Origin of the sequence: Enterobacter sp. CPE_E863 (assembly GCF_046521465.1) — a bacterium.
In the GTDB taxonomy this organism is placed as follows: Bacteria; Pseudomonadota; Gammaproteobacteria; order Enterobacterales; family Enterobacteriaceae; genus Enterobacter; species Enterobacter adelaidei.
The window spans coordinates 1,946,862-1,972,594 of the sequence record NZ_JBKFZX010000001.1 but is presented as its reverse complement, the minus strand read 5'-3'; the positions used below and the strand labels follow the sequence as shown (position 1 = coordinate 1,972,594).

The following is a 25,733-nucleotide window of genomic DNA, read 5'->3' as shown; positions in this document are numbered from 1 at the left end:
GCCTCAAATACATTTGAAATAATCGAAAGGCTCACGGCAGGTGTTGCAGCGATAGAGCGCTTTGCAGGCCGTTGAACCAAATTCACTGATAAGCGAGGTATCGGTGCTCGCACAGCGCGGACACGTCACCTCAGCGGGCGCATGGGCATGGCAGCTGTGGCCGACCGGCGGGCTGATGCCATATTCACGCAGACGCTCGCGGGCATCGGCGGTCATCCAGTCGGTGGTCCAGGCGGGTTCAAGCTGGAGCACAATATGAACCGGCGTAAACCCGTGTGCGGTCATCGTTTCGCGGATAGCACCCAGCAGGTGTTCCGTCGCCGGGCAACCTGAGTAGGTTGGCGTGAAGCCAATGACCCAGCCTTCACCTTGCGGTGCGACGCTGCGCACCATGCCCAGATCGGTGATGGTTAACACGGGCACTTCCGGGTCCGGGATCTGGCTTAACAGCGACCAGATCTGCGGGATCTCCGCCGGTGCAATCTCAGCAAAACGCTGCATCATGACCTCCGCTATTACCACTGTTGACCCGGGTACGCGCGCTGGAGATATTGCATTTCCGCCAGCATCGGGCCCAGATGTTCGGTATGTAGCCCTTTCTTGCCTCCGGTGCGATACGCCACTTCGTCGGGTACCTTCAGGTTGGCTTCTGCCATGCCGGCAAACACTTCGCTTTCCCACGGCTGGCGCAAGGTGCGCGGGTCAACCGCCACGCCGGAGGCAGTCAGCTCCAGCTCGACGTCATCGGCTTCGAACAGTTCGGCCGTAAAGCGCCACAAAGTGTCGATGGCCTGCTGCATTTTTTGCGCGGAGGTTTCGGTGCCATCGCCCAGGCGCACCAGCCAGCCACGGCTAAAGCGCAGATGGTAGCGCGCCTCTTTAATGGCTTTTGCGGCAATGGCGGCAAGCTGACTGTCGCTGCTGTGTGCAAGGCGTTCATATAGCGCCACATTCCAGGCATCCATCAGGTACTGACGGGCAATCGTGTCGGCGAAGTTGCCGTTCGGCTGCTCCACCAGCAGTAAATTGCGGAACTGACGCTCGTCACGCCCAAATGCCAGCGTGTCTTCATCGCCCTGACCTTCCAGCTCCGCGGCATAGGTCAGGAAATTGCGCGCCTGCCCCAGCAGGTCGAGACCGATATTGGCCAGCGCGAGGTCGATCTCAAGCTCCGGTGCGTGACCGCACCAGGCGCCGAGACGCTGCGAAAGCACCAGACCGTTGTCGCCCAGACGCAGGGCATATGCAGTGACTGTTTTCATCCCCATCCTCACATATGCTCGATGCCATCAGGGATGGTGTAAAACGTCGGGTGGCGGTAGACCTTGCTTTCCGCCGGGTCGAAGAACTCGCCGCTCTCTTCCGGCTGGGAGGCGATAATCTCGCTCGCCTTGACCACCCAGATGGAGCACCCTTCGCTGCGGCGGGTATAAGCATCACGCGCATTTTCCAGCGCCATGCGATCGTCAGCGGCATGCAGACTTCCCACGTGACGGTGGGACAAACCTTGTTTGCTGCGTACGAACACTTCGTACAGCGGCCAGTAGACATTGCTCATCGTGATTCCTCTCAAGCCACTTTGCGGGCATGTTGTTTTTCTGCGTGCGCCAGTGCAGCTTCACGCACCCACGCCCCCTCTTCCCAGGCCTTGCGTTTGGCGGCCAGGCGTTCGTGGTTACAGATGCCACGCCCGTTAATCACCTCTTCAAATTCCTGCCAGTAGATCTCGCCGAAACGGTAATGACCGCTCTCGTCGTCAAAACGCAGGTCGGGATCGGGCACCGTCATGCCGAGCATCTCCACCTGGGGAATGGTGTTGTCGACAAAACGCTGGCGAAGTTCGTCATTGCCGAAGCGTTTGATTTTCCAGGCCAGGCTGCGGGCGCTGTTCGGCGAGTTGTCATCGTTCGGCCCAAACATCATCAGTGCCGGCCACCAAAAACGGTTGATGGCGTCCTGCAGCATCTGGCGTTGGGCTTCACTACCCTGCGCCAGCGCCATACAGGCTTCAAAGCCCTGACGCTGGTGGAAGCTCTCTTCTTTACAGATTTTCACCATTGCCCTGGCATACGGCCCATAAGAGGTCCGGCACAACGCTACCTGGTTAACGATGGCAGCGCCGTCCACCAGCCAGCCGATCACGCCGATATCGGCCCAGCTCAGGGTTGGGTAGTTGAAGATGGAGGAGTATTTCATCTTGCCGTCGAGCATCTTCTGGTAGATGTCTTCCCGCGCGCAGCCCAGCGTTTCTGCCGCGCTATACAGGTACAAACCGTGTCCGGCTTCGTCCTGCACTTTCGCCAGCAGGATCGCTTTACGGCGCAACGTCGGTGCGCGGGTGATCCAGTTACCTTCGGGCAGCATGCCGACAATTTCGGAGTGCGCGTGCTGGCCAATCTGGCGGATCAGCGTCTTGCGGTAGGCCTCAGGCATCCAGTCCTGGGGCTCTATCGCCGTCTCCTGCGCTATGCGCTGCTCAAACCGTTGTTCTTGCGTCACGTCATCACCTTTATGATTCGTTAGTTTGCAATCTAAAGCGAAATGTTGAATCACTTTGTTTTTTAAAAGTTACACAAAGGTTAAATATAACCCCAAGAATTGTTTCCTGGTTTTGTGATGCCGCTCGCAAGGCTTTTACAGCACACCCTAACATTCGGGCGTTTGCGCACCTCGTTTCATCAGTGCCGGATCACAATGTTAACAAATCATTAAAACTCAGCTTGATTTTTATGATTCACGATCAAACTATTAATGGTGAATTTTCGTAACATTTGGAGATAAGCGATGCAGCAGTTAGCCAGCTTCTTGTCCGGTACCTGGCAGTCTGGCCGGGGCCGCGAACGCACTATTCATCACGCCATCACTGGCGAAGCGCTGTGGAGCGTAACCAGCGAAGGGCTGGATATGGCGGCCGCCCGTCGCTATGCCATTGAGCACGGCGGCGAAGCACTTCACAAAATGACCTTTATCGAACGTGCTGCCATGCTGAAGGCGGTGGCGAAACATCTGCTTAGTCAGAAAGAGACGTTTTATGCCCTGTCTGCCCAGACCGGGGCGACAAAGGCAGACAGCTGGGTGGATATTGAAGGCGGTATCGGTACCCTCTTCACCTATGCCAGCCTGGGCAGCCGCGAACTGCCGGATGACACACTGTGGCCTGAGGATGAGTTGATCCCTCTGTCGAAGGAAGGTGGTTTTGCTGCACGCCATGTCCTGACGTCAAAATCAGGCGTGGCGGTCCATATCAACGCTTTTAACTTCCCGTGCTGGGGTATGCTGGAAAAACTGGCACCCACCTGGCTCGCCGGGATGCCTGCCATCATCAAACCCGCTACCGCCACAGCGCAGGTGACCCAGGAGATGGTGAAATCCATTATCGACAGCGGCCTGGTACCGGACGGCGCCATCAGTCTAATCTGCGGTGGCGCAGGGGATCTGCTGAATCATCTCGACAGCCAGGACGTGGTGACGTTTACCGGCTCCGCCAGTACCGGGCAAAGCCTGCGCGTCCACCCCAATATTGTGGCGAATTCCATTCCCTTCACCATGGAAGCTGACTCCCTGAACTGCTGCGTGCTGGGGGAAGACGTTACGCCAGACCAGCCAGAATTTGCCCTGTTCATTCGGGAAGTCGTCCGTGAAATGACCGCCAAGTCCGGACAAAAATGTACGGCGATCCGCCGCATCATTGTGCCGCAGACGCGGCTCGATGCCGTCAGCCAGGCGCTAATCGCGCGGCTGGAAAAAGTGGTGGTGGGTGACCCGGCGCAGGAAGGGGTAAAAATGGGCGCGCTGGTGAACAGCGAACAGCGTGCGGACGTTCAGGAGAAAGTGGAGCTGCTGGTTGCCGCAGGCTGTGAAATCCGCCTGGGGGGCAAAGCGGATTTGCAGGCTACTGGTGCCTTCTTCCCACCGACCCTGCTTTTCTGTCCGCAGCCGGATGAAACACCGGCAGTTCACGCGACTGAAGCCTTTGGTCCGGTTGCGACCCTGATGCCGTATCGCAATGCAGCCCACGCGATGCAGCTTGCCCGCGCGGGCGGTGGAAGCCTGGCCGGGACGCTGGTCACTGCGGATCTGGCAACCGCCCGCCAGTTTATTGCCGGCGCGGCACGCGCTCACGGACGTATTCAGGTCCTCAATGAGGAATCCTCGAAAGAGTCTACCGGCCACGGTTCTCCGCTTCCTCAACTGGTCCACGGTGGTCCAGGTCGCGCGGGCGGCGGTGAAGAGCTGGGCGGCCTGCGGGCAGTGAAGCACTATCTGCAGCGCACCGCCATTCAGGGCAGTCCATCCATGCTGGCTGCCATTGGCAAACAGTGGGTGCGCGGTGCTGACGTGCAGGAAGACCGCGTTCATCCGTTCCGTAAATACTTCGAGGAGTTGCAGCCGGGCGACAGCCTGCTGACGCCGCGTCGTACGCTCACAGAAGCGGATATCGTGAACTTTGCCTGCCTGAGCGGCGATCACTTTTACGCGCACATGGACAAGATTGGCGCGGCAGAGTCAATCTTTGGCGAACGCGTGGTCCACGGTTATTTCCTGATTTCCGCCGCAGCAGGGTTGTTCGTTGATGCGGGTGTCGGGCCGGTGATTGCCAACTACGGCATGGAAAACCTGCGCTTTATCGAGCCGGTTAAACCGGGCGATACCATTCAGGTGCGCCTGACCTGCAAACGTAAAACGCTGAAGAAACAACGCACCGCCGAGGAAAAACCGACGGGCGTGGTGGAGTGGGCCGTTGAGATTTTTAACCAGCATCAGCAGGCCGTGGCGCTCTACTCCATTCTGACGCTGGTGGCGCGCCAGCAGGGTGACGCCTGACTCTTTTCTCTCTCGCACGTTGACCGGGGTGTGATGCCACCCCGGTCTTTTTTTAACCTGGCAAGACTGACAAATAATCTGGCAGATGCAGGCAAACGCTTTTCTCAGGCGCCTGTCAGGATAAGGCTGTCACCACACAATAAACACAACAAGATGAGGTCTACGATGGGAAGCAATTCTTCTTTTTCTGCCCGTAGAACGGCACTGGCTATGGCTGTTGCGCTGTGTTGCGCCTGGCAACCCCCTGTTTTCGCTCACGGCAGCGAGGCGCACATGGTCCCGATGGACAAAACGCTGCAGGACTTTGGCGCAGATGTACAGTGGGATGATTACGCACAACTGTTCACCATCGCGAAAGACGGTGCTTTTGTGAAGGTCAAACCGGGGGCGAAAACCGCTATCGTCAACGGTAAAACCCTCAAGCTGCAGGTACCGGTGGTGATGAAAGGCAAAAAGGCCTTTATCTCTGACACCTTCATCAACGACGTTTTCCAGTCCGGCCTCGACCAGACTTTCCAGGTTGAAAAACGCCCTCACCCGTTAAACGCGCTAACGGCTGACGAAATCAAACAAGCCGTAGAGATCGTCAAAACCTCTGCGGATTTCAAACCGAATACCCGTTTTACCCAGATTGCCCTTGCTGAGCCAGATAAGACCAAAGTGTGGGACTTTGTGCTTAACGGTACGGCAGTGGATTCTCCCCGCCAGGCGAACGTGGTTATGCTCGACGGGAAGCACGTTATCGAAAGCCGGGTAGATCTGAAGGACAAAAAGATCCTGAGCTGGGAACCGGTAAAAGACGCACACGGCATGGTGCTGCTGGATGACTTCACCGCGGTTCAGCAGATCATCAACGAGAGCACTGAGTTTGCAGAGGTGCTTAAAAAACACGGTATCACCGATACGAAGAAAGTGATTACCACGCCGCTGACCGTCGGCTATTTCGACGGTAAAGACGGCCTGAAGCAGGAAGATCGCCTGCTGAAAGTGGTCAGCTACCTGGACGTCGGTGACGGTAACTACTGGGCGCATCCGATTGAAAACCTGGTGGCCGTAGTCGATCTTGAGCAGAAGAAAATCCAGAAAATTGAAGAAGGCGCTGTTATTCCGGTTCCCATGGCTCCGCGTCCGTATGACGGCCGTGACCGTATCGAAACAGCGAAAAAGCCCCTTGAGATCGTTGAGCCAGAAGGCAAGAACTACACCATTACCGGTGATATGGTGCACTGGCAGAACTGGGATTTCCACCTGAGCCTGGATTCCCGCGTCGGCCCGATGATTTCGACTGTGACGTACAACGATAACGGCAAAAAGCGCCAGGTTATGTATCAGGGCTCCTTAGGTGGCATGATCGTCCCTTACGGCGACCCGGACGTGGGCTGGTATTTCAAAGCCTATCTGGATTCCGGCGACTATGGCATGGGCACCCTGACCTCTTCGCTGGTACGGGGGAAAGACGTGCCGTCTAACGCCGTGATGCTCAATGAAACGATCCCGGATTACACCGGTGCGCCAATGGAGATCCCGCGGGCAATCGCCATTTTCGAACGCTACGCCGGGCCGGAATACAAACACCAAGAGATGGGACAGCCAAACGTCAGCACCGAGCGTCGTGAACTGGTGGTACGTTGGGTGAGTACTGTCGGTAACTACGATTACATCTTCGACTGGGTATTCCATGAAAATGGCACCATTGGAATTGATGCTGGTGCGACGGGTATCGAAGCGGTGAAAGGCGTACTGGCGAAAACCATGCATGACGCCACCGCGAAAGACGACACCAAATACGGCACACTGATCGATCACAACATCGTGGGTACCACCCACCAGCATATCTATAACTTCCGTCTTGATATGGATGTGGATGGCATCAACAACAAACTGGTGGCAATGGATCCGGAAGTGAAACCGAATACCGCCGGTGGCCCGCGCACCAGTACCATGCAGATCAATCAGTACGACATTGATACCGAGCAGCAGGCGGCACAGAAATTCGACCCGGGCACCATTCGCTTGTTGAGCAATACCAGCAAAGAGAACCGCATGGGCAACCCGGTCTCGTACCAGATTATCCCGTACGCGGGCGGTACACACCCGGTAGCGACGGGCGCGAAGTTTGCCCCGGACGAGTGGATTTACCATCGGCTGAGCTTTATGGATAAGCAGCTGTGGGTCACCCGCTACCATCCTGATGAGTTGTACCCGGAAGGGAAATTCCCTAACCGTTCCATCCACGATACGGGCCTGGGGCAGTACAGCAAAGATAATGAGTCACTGAATAACCAGGATGACGTCGTCTGGATGACCACAGGGACAACCCACGTCGCCCGTGCCGAAGAGTGGCCGATCATGCCGACGGAATGGGTACATACTCTGCTTAAACCGTGGAACTTCTTTGACGAGACCCCCACGCTGGGGAAGAAAAAAGACGCTAAATAACATACCGGGCGCAACGCCCGGTTTTTTATTCATTCACTTGCTGAATACCTCTTCCCGATTATAGTTATTCATGCCCTCTTTATTTCCACTGCATCTCTTGAATCACTTTCAGCCAGGACACGACGTTTCTACGTAAGCCGTAATACATCACTGAGAGGTTTTAGGATGAAATTTAATTTGATTGTCAGGAGCCTGGCGTTAGCAGGTTTTTTTATTTCCGTCAGTTATTCATTTGCCGCTGAAGCGCCAAAAGATGCTACAGCAGCAACTCAACAGGCCAATAATGCCCTTTTTAATCAACTTCCTTTCTCTGACAAAACCGATTTTACCGACGCGCATAAAGGTTTTATTGCCCCTCTCCCTCAGGAGGTTATCAAAGGGGAACAAGGGAATGTTGGTAATGGTGCCAACTTACTGATTTAGTGTATGATGGTGTTTTTGAGGTGCTCCAGTGGCTTCTGTTTCTATCAGCTGTCCCTCCTGTTCAGCTACTGAAGGCGTGGTGCGTAACGGTAAAAGTACTGCCGGACATCAGCGCTATCTCTGCTCTCACTGCCGTAAAACATGGCAGCTACAGTTCACTTACACCGCTTCTCAACCCGGTACGCATCAGAAAATCATTGATATGGCCATGAATGGCGTCGGATGTCGCGCCAGTGCACGCATTATGGGCGTTGGCCTCAACACGATTTTACGACACTTAAAAACTCAGGCCGCAGTCGGTAAACTCACGCATACAACCGGGCAGTGACGTCATTGTTTGCGCGGAAATGGACGAACAGTGGGGTTACGTCGGCGCTAAATCACGCCAGCGCTGGTTGTTTTACGCGTATGACAGGATACGGAGGACGGTTGTGGCGCACGTATTCGGTGAACGCACGTTGGCCACGCTGGAGCGTCTTCTGGGCCTGCTGTCGGCCTTTGAGGTCGTGGTATGGATGACGGATGGCTGGCCGCTGTATGAATCACGCCTGAAGGGAGAACTGCACGTTATCAGCAAGCGATATACGCAGCGCATTGAGCGGCATAACCTGAATCTGAGGCAGCATCTGGCAAGGCTGGGCAGGAAGTCACTGTCGTTCTCAAAATCGGTGGAGCTGCATGACAAAGTCATCGGGCATTATCTGAACATAAAACACTATCAGTAAGTTGGAGTCATTACCGGGAATGTTATCTGGGATCCGCAGCAATATTCGTTTATTAAAGAAGGCGATAAAGCGCCTGATTCCGTCAACCCAAGCTTATGGCGTCAATCACAGCTGATTAATATTAGCGGCCTGTTTGAAGTCACCGACGGGGTATACCAGATCCGTAACCTCGACCTGTCAAATATGACGATTATTGAAGGTAAAGCGGGAATAACGGTCGTTGATCCGCTGGTATCCGCCGAAACCGCTAAAGTCGGGATGGACCTGTATTTTAAACATCGCGGGAAAAAACCGGTCGTGGCTGTTATCTATACCCACAGCCATGTCGACCACTATGGTGGCGTGCGCGGCGTGGTAGATGAAGCCGATGTAAAAGCTGGTAAGGTAAAAATTTACGCCCCGTCCGGTTTTATGGAAGCCGCAGTAGCGGAAAATATCATGGCGGGTAACGTCATGAGCCGCCGCGCCAGTTATATGTACGGCAACCTGCTTAAGCCCGATGCGAAAGGACAAGTTGGTGCAGGCTTGGGTACAACGACCTCTGCCGGTACGGTTACGCTTATCGCTCCGACCAATATCATAGAAAAAGATGGCCAGAAAGAGGTCATTGACGGCCTGACCTATGATTTTATGCTGGCGCCGGGCTCTGAAGCACCATCAGAGATGCTCTGGTTCATCGAAGAGAAAAAACTGATCGAATCAGCAGAAGATGTCACCCACACGCTGCATAACACTTACTCCCTGCGCGGCGCGAAAATTCGCGAGCCGTTACCGTGGTCGAAATACATCAACCAGGCGATCGTACGCTGGGGCGACAAAGCCGAAATTATTATGGCGCAACACCACTGGCCAACCTGGGGTAACGAAAATGTGGTCAAGCTGTTGAAGAGCCAGCGCGATCTTTATCGTTACATCAACGACCAGACACTGCGTATGGCGAACGAAGGCCAGACGCGTGACGAGATCGCCGCCAACTTTAAGCTCCCGGATTCGCTGGCGCACACCTGGGCTAACCGGGGCTACTATGGCTCCGTCAGCCATGACGTGAAAGCCACCTATGTCCTCTATCTTGGCTGGTTCGATGGCAACCCAGCGACGCTGGATGAACTGCCACCTGAAGAGGGAGCGAAGAAATTCGTTGAGTACATGGGTGGTGCTGACGCCATCCTGAACAAAGCCAAAACGGACTTTGACCAGGGGAATTATCGCTGGGTTGCACAGGTCGTGAGCAAAGTGGTCTTTGCCGATCCGAATAATCAGGCGGCACGTAACCTGGAAGCAGATGCGCTGGAGCAGCTCGGTTATCAGGCCGAATCTGGCCCGTGGCGTAACTTCTACCTGACCGGTGCGCAAGAACTGCGTAACGGCGTGGTGAAAGGCCCGACGCCGAATACCGCTAGCCCGGATACCGTGCGGGCAATAACGCCAGAGATGTTCTTCGACTATCTGGCTGTGCATATCAATGGCGAAAAAGCCGGTACTGCCAAATCCGTGTTCAACATTGATTTAGGCAGCGATGGCGGAAAGTATAAACTTGAGCTGGAAAACGGCGTGTTGAACCACACGGCTAACGCCGAGGCGAAGGACGCTGACGCCACGCTGACCCTGAACCGTGATACGCTGAACAAAATTATCCTGAAAGAAGTGACGCTGAAACAGGCGCAGGATAGCGGCGATATTAAGATCACCGGCGATAGCGCGAAGCTGGATGCGATGCTGGGCTATATGGATAAATTTGAATTCTGGTTTAACATTGTGACACCGTAACACATCACCTGATGGGCGGTAACCCCGCCCATTTTTCTCCCGCTCCTTTCGATACGGAAATCCCTCTTGATAGAAAAAAGACGCAATACACCACCCGAGCTAGCCACCTGGCCCACCCGAAAATCCATGGTGCACCATGGCCTGGCGATGAATCTACCTTGGCTGGCTTTCGTGAACGTGAGCTTTGCGCTGATGCTCCTGCTGCGCAACGTCTTGTTCGGTAACATCGACAGCCAGGTCGGTGCAACGAAATACCTAACGATGATGGTCGATACCTCAATGCGGGGGTCATTATCCTTTCAACTGCGCTGATGGTTATGGCCTGGCGACGTATCGTCGGGATCAGTGTCGTGCTGTTTATCTGCAGCCTGCTGTGGTCACTGTGTAGTTATTTGTTGATCACGGTTGTTCAGCTTCCTCACGCCTGGCCAATCTTCGTGATTCTGTTGCTCGCGGGAATGACCGCGCTCTATTTTCACCCGTCGGGGCTGCTCTCTTTTGTCCTGCCGCTCTGGATCGCCCTGCCGTCTGCAAGCATCGCCCTGAACCAGAGCGTTAACCTGCGCTTTGCCGTGATCTGGGTGGTATTCACCCTGATCCTGATTTGCGGACGCTTTATCCTCCTGAACTGGTTCGAAGAAGCCTGGCGACGTAACCAGCAGAATCAGCGACTCATTCTGCGGCTGGACGCGCTGGCGCATCTGGATGCGTTAACCCAGACGGCAAACCGCCGGGCCATGGAAACCGTGCTGGAAAACGCGGTTGATCAGAAAAAAGCCTTCTCGCTGATTATGCTGGATGTCGACTATTTCAAACTTTACAACGACACTTATGGCCACCAGGCGGGTGACGACTGCCTGGCGCAGGTAGCGCAGGTGCTGAAAAAATCAGTACGTACACCTCACGACGTTGTTTCTCGCTACGGTGGTGAAGAGTTTGTAGTGATCCTGTTTGACTGTCCGGAGAACATGGCAGAACAGGTTGCTATACGCATTCAGGAGGGGTTGTATTCAGCCGCGATACCGCACAGTGGCTCGAAGGTTAGCGGGGTTGTCACCGCCAGCATGGGGATTGCGGGAATGGAGGACGGTCTGGCGGGTCCCGAGATCATCGCCCGCGCTGACGCGGCGTTGTATCGGGCGAAAGAGGCCGGGCGGGATCGGTGGTCCCGTTAATAAAGCCGGGTGAGGCGTAGCCGCCACCCGGCTTGTTTTTTAATACCGCACGCACACCGACTTCGTTTCGCACCAGCCGTCCAGCCAGTCCGGGCCAAAGTCGCGTCCGGTGCCAGACTGTTTCATCCCGCCGAACGGCAGGTTAGCGTCGATCAGCGTATGGCTGTTTACCCAGACGGTACCCGCCTGCAGCCTGTCGGTATATTCCAGCGCCTTGCTGATATTCTGCGTCCAGACGCTGGCCGTCAGGCCATACTCGGTGTCGTTTGCCAGCTGGAGCGCCTCTTCACCATCGGCCACTCGCACCAGGTTGACCACTGGGCCAAATACCTCTTCACGAGTGAGCCTCAGCGCGGCATCCGGGTTCACCACCAGCGTTGGTGAAACGTAATAGCCTTTGCCTTCCGGGCCACGGTTACCGGCGATCAGTTCCGCATGACGGGACTTCGCTTCATCGAGGAAAGTCTGCACCTTGTCGCAATGCGCACGCGAAACCAGCGGGTTAATAAAGGCTTCCGGCGACATGCCCGGCCCGACGCTCAGCGATTTCACCGCCTGTTCAAACCCGCTGACCAGCGTGTCGAACAGCGGCGCTTCGATATAGATGCGGGAGCTTGCCGCACAGACCTGTCCCTGATTCAGGAAGCTGCCGGTCATCAGGCCTTCAATCACCCAGGCAGGGTCGGCATCTTTCAACACGATGGCCGGGTTTTTCCCGCCCAGTTCCAGGGTCACCCCGGTTAACGTGTCCGCCGCCGTGCGGGCAATTTGCTTACCCGTTGCCGTTGAACCGGTAAAACTCACTTTCGCAATGTGCGGATGCGAGGTCAACGCTGCGCCACACACCGCGCCGCTACCGGTTACGACGTTGAACACCCCGTCCGGGATGCCCGCTTCGCTGGCCAGCTCCGCCACGCGCAGCATGGTCAGCGGCGTGGTTTCTGACGGTTTAATCACAATGGAACAGCCCGCGGCCAGCGCAGGCATCACTTTCCACATCCCGATCATCAGCGGGAAGTTCCAGGGTACAATTCCGGCCACCACGCCAACCGGCTCTTTGCGCGTCCACGCCTGGTAGCGGGCCCCCTGTGGCAATGGGATAGAGAGATCCAGCGTTTTGCCAGCGATCTTCGTGGTCAACCCGGCGGTGTAGCGCATCCAGTTCAGGGTGCAGCCAACTTCAAAAGCGCGGGAAATGTTAATGGATTTGCCCTGCTCCAGCGTTTCAAGCTGAGCCAGCTCCTCACTGTGCTGCTCAACCAGATCGGCAAAATGGAGCAAGATCCGCTCGCGTTCAGCCGGTAATTTTCCGGCCCAGCTGCGGGCAACAAACGCGCGCCAGCCGGACATCACGGCGCGGTCAACATCGTCAACGCTGGCATCGGCAGTCGAGGCAATCACCTCGCCCGTGGCCGGGTTGTAGACATTCAGCCGTTTTTCACTGTCTGATGCGGCCTGACGCCCTTCGATCCACAGGCCATGATGTCGGTCTAAAAACTGCTGCACAGCAGGTTGGATTGCCACCAGTGATTCAGACATAGGGTACTCCTTCGTTATTATTCGTCGGGTGTTGATCCAGTCTAAGAGGGGTTTCGCATTCTCGCTTTTGTCTGTGTGACATTCGCTTTGCCACCTGTGACAGGCTCCGCAAATCGTGATAATTCCGCCTTATATCACTGTTCCCGGTGAGTGTTCTTTCCTATAGTCAGCCTCATAGCTCTGACAAAATGCAACACAAATGCAACAATGCGAAAACGTTGACGGCGCAGTGAGAGAAACGATGGCGTGTGCAAGCGAGCAGGAACAGTATCAGCAGTGGCTGGCGCAAATTAACCAGGTTTGCGGGCGCTTTAACGCGCGTCCTCTGGAGGGAAAATTCTTCGGGAACTGGAAACCAGCTACGCGCGCAGCCTGAAGCTCAGTACCGTTACCGCAGGCGGCGTGAATCTGTTCCGTTCTCGCCAGGAGATCGCTCAGAGTAATGATGCCTGGTTCTATACCGTGTTCCAGCTTGAAGGCAGCGCGGAAATTGAACAGGATGACCGGCGCTCTGTGCTTAAAACCGGTGATATCACGCTGCTTGACGCATCACGCCCCTGCTCAATCAACTGGCAGGAAAAATCCCGCCAAATTTCGCTGCTGGTACCCCGTCAGATCATTGAGCAGCAGTGTCGGTTTCAGGAGATCAACTGCGCGCTCACTCTTTCCCGTTCGTTGCCAACGGTACAGCTGAGTCATCGTCTGTTAATGGACAGTATGAACAATGCCGATCTGAGTGACCGGGAGAGTGAAGCCGCGCTCGAAGCGATGGTCTGCCTGCTGCGCCCCGCTTTCCAGCAGCGCGAGTTGATTCAGCCGCGTAAGGAACGCCAGTTCCTGCATGTGGTGGCGCTGATCGACGATCATATTCAGTCCGAATCTCTGCGTCCGGAATGGATTGCCGCCGAGAGCGGTATGTCCGTGCGAAGCCTCTACCGCATGTTTGCCGAGAAAGGGCTGGTGGTGGCGCAGTACATTAAAAACCGTCGTCTGGATCTGTGCGCGCAGGTGTTGCGTTCTACCAGTGATGACGAAAAGCTGGCGGGGATTGGCTACAGCTGGGGATTTACCGACCATAGCCATTTTTCCACGGCGTTTAAGCAGCGTTTTGGCGTCTCGCCAGGTGAATACCGCAAGCGCTACCGCTAACTATTTTTTCAGCCATTTTCCGTTAATGCCCTTCACATACTCGCCGGGTTGAGCACGGGCAACCAGTTTTTGTCCCGCCATTTTCGCCACTTCATCGACCGGTAAATTATTGCTGTCAGCCAGCTTCTGGTAGTTTTCCGTGCGCGCCGCATTGATACGGTTAACCAGCGCCAGCGTTTCCGCATCCTGTTGGATCGGGGCAAGATACCCGCTCAGGGTTTCCCCTACGCGCCCCTGCGCCCGGGCATCATTTAAGGTGAGCGCGGCCGCCTGCACGTTCATCCCCAGTGCCAGTAAAATCAGAGCTAATCGTTTCATGGCGTCCTCAGAACAGATCGCTGCGCGATTTCAGCAGAGTTTCAACGTCTTTATCGACCTTAATGTGGATCTCATGTTCGATTTTGACATTCATATTGATGGTAATCGGCTCTTTCGGTGCCGCGACTTCAATGCGCGGCGTACAGCCAGACAGTAGCGCGACAACGGCAACGGTGAGTACACCAGCCATCTTTTTCATTGTTGTTCCTCACTTTCCTTGCCAGTCGAACTGCGGGGACCGGGTATCGCCGCGTGTTGCTCAAACCAGGTTTGCAGGTTGTCTCCAAAACGCAGGCTGCGCCAGAGGGTAAAGACATTCTCGTCATGGGTATAGTTCAGGTTGACGGTGCTGCTTTTGCCATCGACACGGCTGGTCCCCTTGATGGTGGCCTGCATGGTTAATTGCCCCAGGTTATCTAAATTGATTCTCGTCCACGAACGCGAAATTTCCATATAGCGGAGCCAGTTAATCGCGGCGCCCGCGACCATATTATCGTTCACAATGGCGTCTGCGGTATCTTTGTCGATACGCAGCGTCATGGGCCCGGGGTTGCTCAGCCAGCCATCTTTGATGATCCATTTTTCATTGTCCAGCCAGAACGGCAGCGCCCCGCTGACCGGCCCCGACATGGCAAACTGTTTCGGATTGACGGCGCTAATCAGCTCGCTGGAAGATATATTATCTACGCGCAGCAAGGCCGGATCGTGCTGCGGCATCCTCAGCTGCTGCATGGTGATCTTCCCGCCGAGGGTTTCCACCTTCACGTTGGTGAGCAGAAGCGGATTGTCCTCCGTCCAGGGATAATCCCCCTGTAAGTCGGCGGTGATGTTGCGCGCGGTCACCAGGTTTTCGACTTCATCTATGCGCAACGTGACCGGGCCGCGCGTGCCCAGGGACCAGGTCCCTTCGCTGAAGCGGAACGGCAGCACAAAATCGACGCCGTTGACCTGGTTATCAGGCATCCAGGCGCTGCCGGATTTCAGCACGCCGTGCCCACCGGCTTCAAAGCCCTGATCGGCCGCCGCCGAGAAGGCGACCTGCGCATAGAGTTCCCCGTCACGCAGCGTCATTTTCCAGTCCGGTGGTATCAGCGGCTGAAATACGGTAAGCGACTGTTTCGGCCACCAGGCCTGCCCGCGAAGACGTTCCCCATCCCATCGACCATTTACCTGTACCGGGCCAATTTTGTCTGCATGGAGGTCGCCCTTGAACTGGAAAATCGTTGGGTCTGTTCCGTCGACGCTAAAGGTCAGTACTGAGGGCGGTAACACGCTCCCGCCGGAGAAGCGGGTTTGTCCCGCATTGAGCGCCAGCGCGCCGCTGAAGGTGGGTTTTTCGGGGTCACGGAACCAGCGCACCGGTTGATCCAGCACCAGACGCGGCTTGCTGACTTCCATCGTACCGTACTGAAGTTTGTCAAAACCGGTGGAGAGCGCAGTTAGCTCAATGAGATTGTCACGCCATTCGCCTTTCCCGGCGACATCCCAGCGCGCATTCATCGGCGTAAAGCCCCCTTTTCCCCAGTAGCGCCACTGCCACAGACCGTTGTCGGGTAAAAAGTCGTTGGCCTGGCCGTCCAGGTGGAGCTCAAAATCGCCCATTTCGTTTTCATGGGCCCGCAGAATGGCCTGCAAACGGCCATCAACACCCTTTTGCGTGAGCTTGACGCCCGCAAGTGGCCAGCGAATTTCATCAATATTGAGGGAGTTAATAATGCGTCCGCGTGAACGAAGCAGCGCCCCCGGCTCAAAGGAAAGCTGAGGTTCATACAGGCTTCCGGTCAGTTTTGCCGGCAGTCTGGCGTAGAGAATAAGGTCGTTTTGTTTCGCCTCACCGCTCAGATACAGCGGCATGTCGCTGTTTTCCATACTGAGCCTGCCCGGCCCAAGGTTCAGAACCGCGTTGCCTTTCCCTGCATCACCCTGGGTAAGCACATTGAGACGTCCGGACAAGGTAGCTTTCTCCAGTCCCTGTTGCCAGTTGTCGACTCGCAGGCCAACTCGCCCGCTCAGCGGCATACCGGAGAGGTCCCAGTTCCAGCGTCCGTCACTGATATTCAGCTGTTCTGCCGTGATCTGCCACGGGAGGTCGAGCAGCGGGTCGGGGTTATCGCGCGCCATCACCACCAGTTGTCCCTGATTTTCCGCCCAGTCCAGATCGGCATCGACCAATGAGGTGAGCTGTGGCACGTTAAAGGTCGCGACCGCGTGGCCTTTAACCGGTACCCCATCGGGAACCAGCGGCAGAGTGAACTCGCCCACCAGTTTTATGGGCTGAGGCCGATCGGGAAGCTGTACATCGAACTGGCTGACGGAGAGCAACTGTCCACGAAGTTTCCCTTTAATGCTGACCTGCTCGCCATTATAGGTAATCTCCTGGCTGGCAGGCGTCAGCGAGGCATAAAGCTCGCCCTGCCATTGTTGCCAGGGTGAGAGCGTCAGGCGATGAACGGTAAGCCAGGTCTTCGGTAAAACCGCCTGCCACTGTGCCAGCGTTTTGGGCGCAACCGTTGAGGGTGCAGACTGAGGGATTTTGCTTAAACACTCGGAATTAAGCTCGAGCGCACCGATATCCAGTTTCCAGCGACTGGGACGTGACAGCGTCACGTTATCGACCCGGGCAATCTCACAGTCTTCAACCAGATAGCGAACATCGGGAATGACCAGTGCGTGACGGGTGATTTTGGGGCTTTGTTCAAAGGCGATACGTGTCCCGACGGGTAGCCAGATACCGGCAAGCGTTGGAACCCACTGGGCGAGCGTCATCAGCAGCGTCAGCGGCAGGAGGATGAACAGCAGTAAAAGCGCAATTGCGGCTTTGTATTTACCCTTCATGGGCAGTTAATATCCTGATTTAGCAAAAGAATTAAGCCGACATTGCCGATCATTGTCGCATGTTTAGCCAGTCAGTTGAAGGGAATGCCATTTTTAAGGATAGATGCTCTAGAATAATTGATAGAACTTATTGAATTCAATAATATTTCAAAAATTGTAAGATAATTTTAATCATGCTAACGTGAATGCAAAATCACTGGAGAAAGTCTTATGAAACTCGCGGTATATAGCACAAAGCAGTACGACAAAAAGTATCTGCAACATGTTAACGAGGCTTACGGGTTTGAGCTTGAATTTTTCGACTTTCTGCTGTCTGAAAAAACCGCCAAAACGGCGCACGGCTGCGAAGGCGTCTGCATTTTTGTGAACGATGACGGCAGTCGTCCGGTGCTGGAAGAGTTGAAAAAACAGGGGGTGAAATACATCGCCCTGCGCTGCGCGGGTTTTAACAACGTTGACCTCGACGCGGCGAAAGAGCTGGGCCTGAAGGTGGTTCGCGTGCCGGCGTACTCCCCGGAAGCGGTCGCGGAACATGCGATTGGCATGATGATGTCGCTCAACCGTCGTATTCACCGCGCTTATCAGCGCACCCGTGATGCTAACTTCTCGCTGGAGGGACTGACCGGCTTTACCATGTACGGCAAAACCGCCGGCGTGATCGGCACCGGTAAAATTGGCGTCGCCGCCCTGCGCATTCTGAAAGGCTTCGGCATGCGTCTGCTGGCATTTGATCCCTACCCAAGCGCTGCGGCGCTGGAACTGGGCGTCGAATACGTCGACCTGCCAACCCTGTTCTCACAGTCTGACGTGATCTCCCTGCACTGCCCGCTGACGCCGGAAAACTACCACCTGCTGAACCAGGCGGCGTTTGACCAGATGAAAGATGGCGTGATGATCATCAACACCAGCCGCGGTGGGTTGGTTGACTCTCAGGCCGCCATCGAAGCGCTGAAAACGCAGAAGATTGGCGCGCTGGGGATGGACGTGTATGAAAACGAGCGCGATCTGTTCTTTGAAGACAAGTCTAATGATGTGATCCAGGACGACGTGTTCCGCCGCCTGTCTGCCTGTCATAACGTGCTGTTTACCGGACACCAGGCGTTTCTGACTGCCGAAGCGCTGATCAGCATTTCGGAAACCACGCTGGGGAATCTACTGCAGCTGGAAAAGGGTGAAGCCTGCCCTAACGAACTGGCATAAGCCTGGCGCCGGGTGGCGGCTATGCCCCACCCGGCGAACTGTCAGTTTCCCATGTCCGATTAGCGCAGCGCCACCACAGCAGCACGGCCACCAGGGCAATCGCGCTCAGTACGCTGAACGCCGTCGCAAAAGAGTAATGACCGGCGATCGTACCGGTTAACGCCGGACTCATGGATGCCCCAATCCCCTGCATCAGCATCACCACGCTTTGCCCGGCATTGACGTGCCCGCTTCCGCGCAGCAGCACCACAATAAACGACGGTACCACGACACCCAGGATCCCGGCGGCCAGTCCGTCGAGGATTTGTACCGGTATCATCATTAACGGCGCGTCCGTAGATGCCGCCAGCGCCGCGCGCACCGGCATAACCAGCAGCGCCAGCATAATTAAGCGCCAGTAGCCGTAGCGTTCTATGCGGTGTGCGACCCAGATGGCAACGGGGATCATCACGGCCTGTGAGATGATGACGGTACCCGCCGCATACAAACCGGGGTTAATCGAGGCAGGTGCCGCTGCAACTCTCATGCTCAGCATCGGCAGCAGCGCGGCGTTTGCCAGGTGAAACAGCAGCAGCGTCAGCCCGGTCACAAACAGCGCACGGTTTTTCATCAGCACCGCAAAACCGGGAACCGGCAGGTTCGCCTGAGATGACAGCCCGCGCGCGGCGTTGTTGTCGATATCGCCGTGGCGAATGGCAAGCAGCGCGCAGAGCGTGAGCAGCGTCGTGCAGGTCATCAGCAGGAAAATCCCGCCCACGCCCCAGTACCAGGCAATGCCGCCTGCAATCAGTGCAGTGACAAAGTTGCCGCCGTGATTGAACGCCTCATTTCTGCCCATCTGCGCACTGAACCCGCTCTGGCCGGTCAGCCCCAGCGTTATACCGGCGAGCAACGGCCCCACAAATGCCGCACTGATACCGCTGACAATTTGCGAAACAGCGACAACGCTGCTCTGCTGGCTAAACCAGAGCAGGAGCGTACTAAGGGTGATGAGCAGGCACACCAGCGCCAGCACGGATCGCTTGCTGCGTGAGGTGTCGGTGATAAATCCCGCCGGCAGCGTGGCCAATAATCCCGCCAGACCACCGGCCGTCATCAGTATGCCGATATCATCAGGGGACCAGTGACGTTCAGTCAGAAAAATACCGAGAAAAGGACCAAGACCATCGCGGACATCCGCAATGAAAAAACTGGTCAGGCACAACGCCCGCAGTGAACGAAGAGACATACTGTCTGCCTTAGCATGTTACAGCCTGTTATAAATACAATCGAGTATACCGGGTATTGTTGAAAATCAGGTGACATCTGTAAAAACTTTTTCCCGAACTTAAACAATTCATAACGAACGTTGTTTTTTCGCTTTACTCATTATAAAGCCTTATTATACTGGCGATAAATTTACACAGGAGTCCTTCGTTGGAAAGTCACCTTATATATGATACGAAGGTAAGCTAGTGCGATTTCACGCTGCTTACCTGAACGGTGGGCAGCAATCATCTCAACGCGATTGCATCCCGACACATTAAGAACCGCTATAATTGTGGGTAATCGCCATGTTTCTGTTTACACATTCACTCTTCCCGCCGCCGTCGCGCTGAAAATACGTAGTGTTTAAATGGCGTCATATAGTGCTTTAGCACTGACGTTTATTATTGAATATCGTAAACAGGCGACAGGATGATGTTCCCATATATCTCTCATCTGCTCGCAGCAATGCTGCTGGGCGCAATTATTGGCGCAGAAAGACAATGGCGCCAGCGGATGGCCGGGCTTCGTACTAATGCACTGGTTGCTACAGGCGCGGCAGTATTTATTTTAAGTTCCGTCTCCACTTCTCCTGATAGCCCGGGGCGCATCGCGGCACAGATCGTCTCCGGAATAGGTTTCCTCGGCGCCGGCGTGATTATGCGTGAGGGAATGAATATTCGGGGTCTGAATACCGCGGCAACGCTGTGGTGTTCGGCTGGAATTGGTGTGCTATGCGGATTAGGCCAATTCTGGAATGCCGCGATGGCCAGCGTAATTATTCTCTGTGCTAACATATTGCTTCGCGAAGCCGCGCAGCGGATTAATCAACTCCCCGCGCTTCACGAAGGCGAAAAATGTTATGTTCTGAAAGTGACCTGCAATGATGAGCATGAAGATGCCGTGCGGCAGAATGTTGTCAAAATGGCTCAGGAGCTGACGTTAAGTCTGAAAGCCATCTATTCAACGGCAGCGAAAACAGAAGGAACCACCGAAATTCGGGCTGAAGTGATTACCCGTGAGGAATACCGAAAATTACTCGATTTGATTATGGGTAATATGGGTGGGAATAAAATTATCGCTTCCGTAAGCTGTCATGCAATATGAACATAAGCCGGGCCCTGTGCCCGGTTACGTGACCACTCAGCAAGCCCACGCGCCCAGACGGCTAAAATAAAATTTGCTAATTAATCCTGTCCGTGTATTAATGATCTCGTTGGTTCGATGCAATACAGAATGTAACATTTTACTAAGCAGTCCTCATAACCAGGCGCTATCGCTGATACCCCCTCCTTTTGAGTCCATACGTATACAATTTATACGTTCTCTATCATAACGTTACTACTTTAAAAGCATTCAAATGGAGTATATATGTCGTCAAAAATTTTAGGTCTGGTTAAGTGGTTTAACGAAGATAAAGGCTTTGGCTTTATCTCCCCGCTTGATGGCAGTAAAGATATTTTTGTCCACTTTTCCGCCCTTGAGGGGGACAGTTTCAACACGCTTTTTGAAGGTCAAAAAGTCGAGTTTGCTATCATTAGCGGCAGTAAAGGCCCTGCAGCAGGCAACGTAACGCTTTGCGATAAATAATATCGCCACGGACCCGCGATAACGATGACGGTTTTCCTGAGTAGACGGGTCCTTAGCATTGCTTTTTAATTTTCTGGCGAAATTATTTTTTTAAAATCGTTGAGAGGACTTAAAAAGAGTATTGCAATATGGGCAAACAAGCTGTGCGCCCTTTTGTACGCGATTATAGCTGTGCTCTGAATCTTTCGAGCAGTTTGGGCAGGGACATTTGACTAAATGATTTCGACGAAATTGCGTATTTTTACGTCCAGACATAGGCTTCTCCTGATTAAATGGACTGCCACAGTACACGTTAAGTCAGGATATTGCTTGCTTTAATTTTCGAAAAAGTTAAAACAATGAATAAATCAGTCTTTTTGGACGGCATCAGCTTAAAAAATCACGAATGATTACAGGGTGATATATGAAAAAGGTGATAGTGTTCTTTAATGGTAAACCGAGCAAAGTTATGACTGTGCTTAAGGGCATTACATCCATACGTGAAGAATACCCGAATGGCGAAGAGGTTAATCTTCAAATAATGTCTGCTGGTTTTCCGTCTTTAACAGGCGATCATGATGTTATCTATGTTGCCTCGGATCGGGAACTTACCTCTCAGGAAATACTCGATGCAGCACAAAAATATTTGTGATGTATCGGGTTCGCAATTAATTTTTTGAATTAAGATTAGAATAATAACTATGCATCATCATTAGCGCCTGCTTAATGCAGGCTTTTTTTATGACCATTTGTCCTCAACGGTGAGCGGGTCAAGCGGGCGCTAACCCTGGATGACCCGCCAACTATGGCATTACGCGCTCAATCCGCGATTCTCCAGCATCGGTTCAATCTTTGGATCGTGCCCGCGCCAGCTACGATACAGTTCCGCTAAATCTGTACTATTCCCACGGGATAAAATCGCCTCACGGAATTTTTGCCCGTTTTCACGGGTTAAACCGCCCTGCTCGACAAACCACTGATAGCCATCGTCCGCCAGCATTTGTGTCCACAGGTAAGCGTAATACCCCGCCGCGTAACCGCCACCAAAGATATGAGCAAAGTAGCTGCTGCGATAGCGCGGCGGTACGGCGGGCAGATCCAGCCCCTCTTTTTTCAGGGCGGCGGCTTCAAACGCCTCGACACTTTCAACAGGCTCACGAATACTGTGCCAGTTCATGTCCAGCAGCGCGGCACTGAGTGTCTCCGTCATGTCATAGCCTTTGTTAAACTGAGTCGCACTCAGCATGCTTCTCCGTAGCGCTTCCGGCATCGGTTCACCGGTTTCAAAATGACGGGCGTAATGGGCAAATACCTGAGGATGGCTGGCCCAGTGTTCGTTTATTTGCGACGGAAACTCAACGAAATCACGTGGGGTATTGGTACCCGCGAGCGTGGCGTAGCGCTGACTGGCAAACAGCCCGTGTAGCGTATGGCCGAACTCGTGGAACAGGGTAATCACGTCATCCCAGGAGAGTAGCGCCGGGCGTCCATTACCCGGTTTCTGATAGTTACAGACGTTGTAGATAACCGGACGGGTGGCAAATTCATAGGATTGCACGACAAAACTGTCCATCCACGCCCCACCTTGCTTGGAGTCACGGGCAAAGAAGTCACCGTAGAACAGTGCCATACCAACACCCGTGTGGTCGAAAATTTCCCATACGCGAACGTCCGGGTGATAAACCGGGATATCAAAGCGCTCCACAAAGCGGATGCCAAACAGCTGGCTGGCCGTCCAGAATACGCCATCGTGCAGTACGTTATTGAGCGCAAAATACGGCCTGATTTGCGACTCATCGAGGGCATATTTTGCCTGACGCACGCGCTCCGCATAGAAGGCCCAATCCCAGGCCTGCACGGTGAAACCACCCTGTTCGTCATCAATGACATTCTGAATATCGGCCTGCTCGCGTTCCGCGCGGGTACGTGCGGCAGGCACAATGCCACGCATAAAGGTAAGCGCGGCGTCTGGCGTTTTCGCCATCTGGTCGGCAATGCTCCAACTGGCATAATCCTCAAAGCCCAGCAAGCGAGCCTGACGTGCACGTAACGCAGTAAGACGAAGGATCAGCGCGCGCGTATCGTTCTCATCCCCTTTCTGGGTACGCGTCCAGCCTGCGTTAAACAGATTTTCCCGCGTCTGACGATCGCGCAGCGCCGAAAGCGCTGGTTGCTGGGTGGTGTTCAGGAGCGGGATCAACCAGCGATCGTTAAGCTCTCTCTCGGTGGCAGCCTGTGCGGCATCAGCGATTTCGTCAGCGCTAAGCCCATCAAGCTGGTGTGCGTAATCCACCACCAGCCCGCCAGCCTTATCAGCAGCCAGCAGACGCTGATTAAACTGGCTGGTCAGAGAGGCCGCCTCGGTATTAAGCGCCTTCAGCTCGGTTTTTTCTGTCTCATTCAGACGTGCGCCGGCCAGAATAAACCGCTGATATGTCTCCTCAACCAACCGACGGGATTCAGCGTCCAGCGCGGCACGGTCCTGCCAGACGCTCTCCACGCGAGCGAAAAGCGTGTCGTTTAGCCAGATATCGTTCGCCAGCGCGGCAAGTTCGGTAGAGAACTGCTCTTCCAGTTCCTGCAGGTACGCATTGGTGTGTGCGGAGGTCATGGCGAAGAAAACGCTGTTGACGCGCGTGAGCATGGCGCCGCTTTTCTCCAGCGCCAGTACGGTGTTGGTGAAGTCTGGCGCAGTGGTCTGAGAGACAATGGCGTCAATATCCGCCCTCTTCTGGCGAAGCGCTTCATCGAAAGCCGGGCGATAGTGGCTATCGTTGATTTCATCAAAATGAGGTGCCTGGTAAGGTAAAAGGCTGATTTCAAAAAAGGGATTCGTGGCCGTCATCTTTTGCTCCTGAGTACGGGTATCCTCCCAGATTAGGCCAGGCCGCCATCCCCTGCAATGCTGCCATACAAATGTTGCCTTAACGCACCCTCGTCGACCGTGCTATGTTAGTACCACACAAAAAGCGTTGAGGAACAGTGAGATGATTATTTTAGTTACCGGGGCGACAGCGGGTTTTGGTGAAAGCATCACGCGTCGCTTCGTCGCCAACGGACACAAGGTGATTGCAACGGGCCGTCGTCAGGAGCGTCTGCAGGAGCTGAAAGACGAATTGGGTGACAGCATCCTGACCGCGCAACTGGATGTGCGTAACCGCGCGGCCATTGAAGAGATGATTACTAACCTGCCTGCCGAATGGCGTGCCATTGATGTGCTGGTTAACAATGCCGGTCTGGCGCTGGGCATGGAGCCTGCCCACAAAGCCAGCGTTGAAGACTGGGAAAACATGATCGACACCAACAACAAAGGGCTGGTCTATATGACCCGTGCAGTGCTGCCGGGCATGGTCGAGCGCAACCGCGGCCACATTATCAATATTGGTTCCACCGCCGGGAGCTGGCCATATGCGGGCGGCAACGTCTATGGCGCGACCAAAGCGTTTGTGCGCCAGTTCAGCCTGAACCTGCGTACCGATCTGCACGGCACGGCCATTCGCGTCACCGATATCGAACCGGGTCTGGTTGGCGGGACAGAATTCTCCAACGTGCGCTTCAAAGGCGATGACGCGAAAGCGGACAAAACCTACGAAAACGCTAACGCGCTGACGCCGGAAGATGTCACTGAAACGGTGTGGTGGGTGGCGACGCTGCCGAAACACGTCAACATCAACACTGTAGAAATGATGCCGGTCAGCCAGAGTTTTGCCGGACTTAGCGTCCATCGTGGCTAACTGAGCCCTTCCCGGCCTGCGGGCCGGGTCTGTTTCGGGTTATAAAAGAATGGTAGTATGTTCTGGCTAACTCTCTGAGAAATGACAACTCATGGCCGCTGAATCGCAACTCAATCCCACCCAGCCAGTAAACCAGCAAATCTATCGCATTTTGCGACGTGATATTGTCCATTGCCTGATCCCACCGGGTACACCGCTTTCTGAAAAAGAGGTGTCCGTGCGTTTTGACGTTTCCCGTCAGCCGGTGCGCGAAGCGTTTATTAAGCTCGCAGAAAACGGTCTGATTCAGATCCGCCCGCAGCGCGGCAGCTATGTGAACAAAATTTCACTCTCGCAGGTGCGCAACGGCTGTTTTGTTCGCCAGGCGATTGAATGTGCCGTCGCGCGCCGTGCTGCAACGCTTATCAACGACAACCAGTGTTATCTGCTGGAGCAAAATCTGCACCAGCAGCGCATTGCGATTGACCGTAAACAGCTCAATGATTTCTTCCTGCTGGATGACGAATTCCACCAGAAGCTGGCGCAAATTGCGGACTGTCAACTCGCCTGGGACACTATCGAGAACATTAAGGCCACCATCGACCGCGTGCGCTACATGAGCCTCGACCACGTCTCCCCGCCGGAAATGCTGCTCCGTCAGCACCATGATATTTTTAATGCGCTTGAAAAACGCGATGCAGACGGTGTGGAAAAAGCGATGACGCTACATTTGCAGGAAATTAGTGAATCCGTGCAGCTTATTCGCCAGGAAAATAGCGAGTGGTTCAGCGAAGAGTAACATTTGCCGCACC

The 25,733-nt window shown here is 54.6% G+C and carries 20 protein-coding genes and 4 pseudogenes; 13 read left to right on the top strand and 11 right to left on the bottom strand.

Going from position 1 to position 25,733, the window contains the following annotated elements; genetic code table 11:
- Positions 1-3: 3 nt before the first annotated feature.
- Genes paaD through paaA form a run of 4 tightly spaced genes read right to left on the bottom strand, consistent with a single transcriptional unit; the run spans position 4 to position 2,499 of the window.
- Positions 4-501: a 1,2-phenylacetyl-CoA epoxidase subunit PaaD gene (paaD, locus tag ACLHV8_RS09735; protein ID WP_028017547.1), complete on the bottom strand. Its 498-nt coding sequence runs from the start codon at positions 499-501 to the stop codon at positions 4-6.
- Positions 502-515: 14 nt separating this feature from the next.
- A complete protein-coding gene (gene paaC, locus ACLHV8_RS09730; RefSeq protein ID WP_208594988.1) occupies positions 516-1,262 on the bottom strand; it encodes a 1,2-phenylacetyl-CoA epoxidase subunit PaaC in 747 nt (248 codons plus the stop codon).
- A gap of 8 nt (positions 1,263-1,270) precedes the next feature.
- Positions 1,271-1,558 (bottom strand): 1,2-phenylacetyl-CoA epoxidase subunit PaaB, encoded by a 288-nt coding sequence (gene paaB, locus ACLHV8_RS09725; protein ID WP_006175064.1) that lies wholly within the window; start codon positions 1,556-1,558, stop codon positions 1,271-1,273.
- Between the two features lie 11 nt (positions 1,559-1,569).
- Positions 1,570-2,499, bottom strand: coding sequence for a 1,2-phenylacetyl-CoA epoxidase subunit PaaA (paaA, locus tag ACLHV8_RS09720; RefSeq protein ID WP_247171593.1), 930 nt, complete (start codon positions 2,497-2,499; stop codon positions 1,570-1,572).
- A 285-nt stretch (positions 2,500-2,784) separates the two neighbouring features.
- On the opposite strand from paaA, the gene paaZ reads away from it, so the two are divergent.
- The 6 genes and pseudogenes from paaZ to ACLHV8_RS09690 all read left to right on the top strand — a co-directional run bounded on the left by paaZ (position 2,785) and on the right by ACLHV8_RS09690 (position 11,353).
- Positions 2,785-4,824 carry a phenylacetic acid degradation bifunctional protein PaaZ gene (paaZ, locus tag ACLHV8_RS09715; protein WP_208594987.1) on the top strand — a complete coding sequence of 680 codons (2,040 nt, stop codon included), beginning with the start codon at positions 2,785-2,787 and terminating at the stop codon, positions 4,822-4,824.
- A 165-nt stretch (positions 4,825-4,989) separates the two neighbouring features.
- Positions 4,990-7,263 carry a primary-amine oxidase gene (gene tynA, locus ACLHV8_RS09710; RefSeq protein ID WP_208594986.1) on the top strand — a complete coding sequence of 758 codons (2,274 nt, stop codon included), beginning with the start codon at positions 4,990-4,992 and terminating at the stop codon, positions 7,261-7,263.
- Between the two features lie 165 nt (positions 7,264-7,428).
- A pseudogene (locus ACLHV8_RS09705) lies at positions 7,429-7,659 on the top strand (MBL fold metallo-hydrolase); the annotation flags it as partial.
- A gap of 55 nt (positions 7,660-7,714) precedes the next feature.
- Positions 7,715-8,411 (top strand): IS1 family transposase gene (locus tag ACLHV8_RS09700; protein ID WP_174491968.1). Its coding sequence is split into 2 segments (ribosomal slippage): positions 7,715-7,968 and positions 7,967-8,411, totalling 699 coding nucleotides; the frame shifts between segments, so codons are not numbered across the junction.
- A 15-nt stretch (positions 8,412-8,426) separates the two neighbouring features.
- Positions 8,427-10,178: pseudogene (locus tag ACLHV8_RS09695) on the top strand (alkyl/aryl-sulfatase); the annotation flags it as partial.
- A 69-nt stretch (positions 10,179-10,247) separates the two neighbouring features.
- A pseudogene (locus tag ACLHV8_RS09690) lies at positions 10,248-11,353 on the top strand (membrane-associated sensor domain-containing protein).
- Between the two features lie 39 nt (positions 11,354-11,392).
- Here ACLHV8_RS09690 and ACLHV8_RS09685 read toward each other — a convergent pair.
- Positions 11,393-12,892 (bottom strand): aldehyde dehydrogenase family protein, encoded by a 1,500-nt coding sequence (locus tag ACLHV8_RS09685; RefSeq protein ID WP_049006774.1) that lies wholly within the window; start codon positions 12,890-12,892, stop codon positions 11,393-11,395.
- A gap of 241 nt (positions 12,893-13,133) precedes the next feature.
- On the opposite strand from ACLHV8_RS09685, the pseudogene feaR reads away from it, so the two are divergent.
- Positions 13,134-14,041, top strand: a pseudogene (gene feaR, locus ACLHV8_RS09680) (transcriptional regulator FeaR).
- Here feaR and ACLHV8_RS09675 read toward each other — a convergent pair.
- The 3 genes from ACLHV8_RS09675 to ACLHV8_RS09665 are packed head-to-tail and all read right to left on the bottom strand — an operon-like array spanning position 14,042 to position 17,194.
- The gene (locus ACLHV8_RS09675) at positions 14,042-14,359 is read right to left on the bottom strand and encodes a YdbL family protein (RefSeq protein ID WP_028017556.1); all 318 of its coding nucleotides are present in this window, start codon (positions 14,357-14,359) and stop codon (positions 14,042-14,044) included.
- Between the two features lie 7 nt (positions 14,360-14,366).
- Positions 14,367-14,558, bottom strand: coding sequence for a YnbE family lipoprotein (locus ACLHV8_RS09670; RefSeq protein ID WP_028017557.1), 192 nt, complete (start codon positions 14,556-14,558; stop codon positions 14,367-14,369).
- A complete protein-coding gene (locus tag ACLHV8_RS09665) occupies positions 14,555-17,194 on the bottom strand; it encodes a YdbH family protein (RefSeq protein WP_208594984.1) in 2,640 nt (879 codons plus the stop codon). The genes ACLHV8_RS09670 and ACLHV8_RS09665 overlap by 4 nt, the downstream gene beginning before the upstream one ends.
- A 210-nt stretch (positions 17,195-17,404) precedes the next feature.
- Between ACLHV8_RS09665 and ACLHV8_RS09660 the strand changes: the two genes are divergently transcribed.
- Positions 17,405-18,394 (top strand): 2-hydroxyacid dehydrogenase, encoded by a 990-nt coding sequence (locus ACLHV8_RS09660; RefSeq protein WP_028017559.1) that lies wholly within the window; start codon positions 17,405-17,407, stop codon positions 18,392-18,394.
- A gap of 19 nt (positions 18,395-18,413) precedes the next feature.
- On the opposite strand, the gene ACLHV8_RS09655 is transcribed toward ACLHV8_RS09660, so the two are convergent.
- Positions 18,414-19,622 (bottom strand): MFS transporter, encoded by a 1,209-nt coding sequence (locus tag ACLHV8_RS09655; RefSeq protein WP_208594983.1) that lies wholly within the window; start codon positions 19,620-19,622, stop codon positions 18,414-18,416.
- Between the two features lie 449 nt (positions 19,623-20,071).
- Between ACLHV8_RS09655 and ACLHV8_RS09650 the strand changes: the two genes are divergently transcribed.
- Both ACLHV8_RS09650 and ACLHV8_RS09645 read left to right on the top strand, forming a co-directional pair.
- Positions 20,072-20,746, top strand: a complete 675-nt coding sequence (locus ACLHV8_RS09650) for an MgtC family protein (protein ID WP_371128440.1) — start codon at positions 20,072-20,074, stop codon at positions 20,744-20,746.
- A 264-nt stretch (positions 20,747-21,010) separates the two neighbouring features.
- Entirely contained in the window at positions 21,011-21,229 is a 219-nt protein-coding gene (locus tag ACLHV8_RS09645) for a cold shock domain-containing protein (RefSeq protein ID WP_028017562.1), read from the top strand.
- 90 nt (positions 21,230-21,319) lie between these two features.
- Here the strand turns inward: ACLHV8_RS09645 and ACLHV8_RS09640 are convergent, their stop codons facing one another.
- Positions 21,320-21,484 (bottom strand): YnfU family zinc-binding protein, encoded by a 165-nt coding sequence (locus ACLHV8_RS09640; RefSeq protein WP_218064858.1) that lies wholly within the window; start codon positions 21,482-21,484, stop codon positions 21,320-21,322.
- Between the two features lie 148 nt (positions 21,485-21,632).
- Here ACLHV8_RS09640 and ACLHV8_RS09635 point away from each other — a divergent pair, with 148 nt between their 5' ends.
- Positions 21,633-21,860, top strand: coding sequence for a hypothetical protein (locus tag ACLHV8_RS09635; protein ID WP_028017563.1), 228 nt, complete (start codon positions 21,633-21,635; stop codon positions 21,858-21,860).
- 159 nt (positions 21,861-22,019) lie between these two features.
- Here the strand turns inward: ACLHV8_RS09635 and dcp are convergent, their stop codons facing one another.
- Entirely contained in the window at positions 22,020-24,053 is a 2,034-nt protein-coding gene (gene dcp / locus ACLHV8_RS09630; protein ID WP_208594982.1) for a peptidyl-dipeptidase Dcp, read from the bottom strand.
- A 142-nt stretch (positions 24,054-24,195) separates the two neighbouring features.
- Between dcp and ydfG the strand changes: the two genes are divergently transcribed.
- Together ydfG and ACLHV8_RS09620 are read left to right on the top strand one after the other, a co-directional pair.
- Positions 24,196-24,942 carry a bifunctional NADP-dependent 3-hydroxy acid dehydrogenase/3-hydroxypropionate dehydrogenase YdfG gene (gene ydfG, locus ACLHV8_RS09625; protein ID WP_108090002.1) on the top strand — a complete coding sequence of 249 codons (747 nt, stop codon included), beginning with the start codon at positions 24,196-24,198 and terminating at the stop codon, positions 24,940-24,942.
- 91 nt (positions 24,943-25,033) lie between these two features.
- Complete coding sequence (locus ACLHV8_RS09620) at positions 25,034-25,720, top strand: GntR family transcriptional regulator (RefSeq protein WP_208594981.1); 687 nt, start codon at positions 25,034-25,036, stop codon at positions 25,718-25,720.
- The last annotated feature ends 13 nt before the right edge of the window (positions 25,721-25,733 follow it).